Origin of the sequence: Streptomyces apricus, from assembly GCF_008369065.1 — a bacterium.
Lineage (GTDB): Bacteria > Actinomycetota > Actinomycetes > Streptomycetales > Streptomycetaceae > Streptomyces > Streptomyces apricus.
Window position 1 is genome coordinate 42106 of record NZ_VDFC01000025.1, and the last position, 2583, is coordinate 44688.

3 protein-coding genes are annotated in these 2583 nt (G+C 73.6%); all 3 read left to right on the top strand.

From position 1 onward, the window contains the following. Positions 1 to 195: 195 nt before the first annotated feature. Positions 196 to 1119, top strand: coding sequence for a SigB/SigF/SigG family RNA polymerase sigma factor (locus tag FGF04_RS09110; protein WP_149510753.1), 924 nt, complete (start codon positions 196 to 198; stop codon positions 1117 to 1119). A 164-nt stretch (positions 1120 to 1283) separates the two neighbouring features. Beyond that, positions 1284 to 1607 (top strand): DUF5133 domain-containing protein, encoded by a 324-nt coding sequence (locus FGF04_RS09115; RefSeq protein ID WP_149510754.1) that lies wholly within the window; start codon positions 1284 to 1286, stop codon positions 1605 to 1607. A gap of 134 nt (positions 1608 to 1741) precedes the next feature. Beyond that, on the top strand, positions 1742 to 2583 hold an 842-nt coding region (locus FGF04_RS09120; RefSeq protein WP_235882248.1), incomplete at its 3' end, for a sensor histidine kinase.

The following is a 2583-nucleotide window of genomic DNA, read 5'->3' on the forward strand; positions in this document are numbered from 1 at the left end:
GTGCCGCACCATCGATTTCAGGACGGGGTGTTTTGCCTCGGAAAGGCCGGGCAGGCGGACCTTCGTGCTTCGGACCGGAGGCACGCCCGCAGGAGCGGCTCAGCCGACTGTGGTGTCCCCCCTCCGGCGTTTCCGGAAGGCACCCCCTCCTGCGGCATCCCCCCTCGCACGTCACCTGCTCGGGAGCGAATCCGCATGCCTATCGACTTGTCGACAAGCCGCCTCAAGGGGACCGCACCTGTCGAGGCCCTGACCGCGTCCGCCGATCCGGCGGCCGCACCGGCCTCGTCCACCCGGTCCGCCACCACACGCCATCCGCACGACGACGCCCCCGACTCGGCGAGTGACTTCGCCCGGCTGGCGGCCCTGGAGGACGGACCCGAGCGGGACGCCGTGCGCGACGAGCTGGTCACCGCCTGGCTGCCCATGGCACACCGCATCGCCGGACGGTTCCGCGACCGCGGCGAGAACATCGAGGACCTGCGCCAGGTCGCCGCCGTCGGCCTGGTGAAGGCGATCGACCGCTTCGACCCCTCCCGCGGAGCCTTCGAGAGCTACGCCGTCCCCACCATCACCGGTGAGGTCAAGCGCCACTTCCGGGACCGCATGTGGGCGCTGCGGGTGCCCCGCCGTGTGCAGGAACTGCGCAACAAGGTGCGTATCGCCCGCCGGGAACTCACCCAGAACCCCGGGGCGCCCGAGCCGACCACGGCCGAGATCGCGGCGCACGCCGGACTGACGGAGGACGAGGTCTGCGCGGGGATGGAGGCGATGGAGAGCTTCAGCACGCTGTCCCTGGACGCCGAGCTGACCTCCACCGACGACAACTACAGCCTCGCCGACACCCTGGGCGACTCCGACTCCTCCTTCGACGTGGTCATCGACCGCGAGGCGGCGAAGGAAGGACTGCGCCGGCTGCCGGAACGCGAGCGGAACATCCTGTACATGCGCTTCTTCGAGGACATGACGCAGAACCGCATAGCCGACCAGCTGGGCATCTCCCAGATGCACGTCTCCCGCCTCATCAGCCGCAGCTGCGCCAAGGTCAGGGACGAGGCGCTCGGCGCGCGGTCCCGCTCCGGCCGCGGCGACCTCGACGGCCCTGCGGGGGCCGTGTGACGCGGTACCCCCTTCCCGGCGCCCCGGCCGGCGCCTCCTCCGGACCTCCCGGCCGGTCCGGATCCTCCAGCCCTTCCAGATCCTCATCCTCCAGCCCTTCCGGATCCTCCGGTCCTTCCGGATCCACGGTGAAAACAGAGTCACGTCGTCAAGGAGCAGGCCAGATGCTGATGCCCCACCCCGCCACCCTGCGCAAGCTCGTCGAGGAGTACGAGGCACTCGTCGCGCGCCGCGCCGAGACCGGCGCCGCGAAGCCGGATCAGCGCACGCAGGACCTTGAGTACACCCTCTGCGTGTCGACCGGCACCCGTGACGTGCGATCCGCCCTGGACAGGGCGCGCCGCCACCTCGCGGCCGCCCAGGAGCCCGGGCCCGTGGTCTGGATGCCCCTGCGGTCCGCGACCGCCACCGCCACCCCCACGACCGCCACCGCCGCCACCCTCGCCGACGTCGCCGAGCCCCGTGACGCGGGCGAGGCCGTCGCCTGACCCGACCGACCCACCGGGCCGGCCGCACCCCGTGCGGCCGGCCCGTCCGTGTCCCGCGGCGTGCCCGGTGGAACGCGGGGAGGCATGCGGGAACGCCGGTGCGACGGCGTAGGGTGGCCGGCGGGGTGAGACCGGTGGACCTGAGGGACAGCACGGACGACGCGTCGTCGGCACCGCCGTACGGCGGTGCCGGACCGGCCGGGCCGGGGTTCGCCCACCCCGCGTTCTTCTACCGCGGCGACCGGGAGTACCTGGCGGGCACCGTCCCCTTCATACAGGAGGGGCTCTCGGCTTCGGAGCCCGTGGCGGTGGCCGTCCCCGCCCCGCGGCTGGCGCTGATCGCCGCGGAACTGGGCCCGGCGGCGGACGCCGTGCACCTGGTCGACATGACCCTGGCGGGCCGCAATCCCGGCCGCATCATCCCCTCCGTCCTGCGCGCCTTCGCGGACGCCCGGACCGACGTCCGCGTCCGCATCGTCGGCGAACCGGTCTGGCCGGGCCGCACGGCCGCGGAGTACCCCGCCTGCGTCCAGCACGAGGCGCTCATCAACGAGGCGTTCGACGGTCGGGACGTGGTCGTCCTGTGCCCGTACGACGCCGGGGCGCTGCCGGCGGACGTACTCGACGACGCCCGTGCCACCCACCCGTTCCTCGTCGACCGGGGACGCCGGTCCGCCAGCGACGCGTACGACCCCCGGAAGGCGCTCGACCGCTGCAACGAACCGCTGCTCCCGCCGCCCGGCGCCGCGGTGTTCCGCTACGACGCGGACACGCTGCCCGCCGCCCGGGACTTCGCGCTCGCCGAGGCGCGGGAGCGGGGGACGGACGAGGTCCGGCTGCAGGACCTGGCCCTGGTCGTCGCCGAGCTGACCACCAACAGCGTGGTCCACGCGGGCGGCGGGGGCACGCTGCGGCTGTGGGCGCAGGGCGCGCAGATCGTCGTCCAGGTCGAGGACCGCGGCCGGCTGTCCGACCC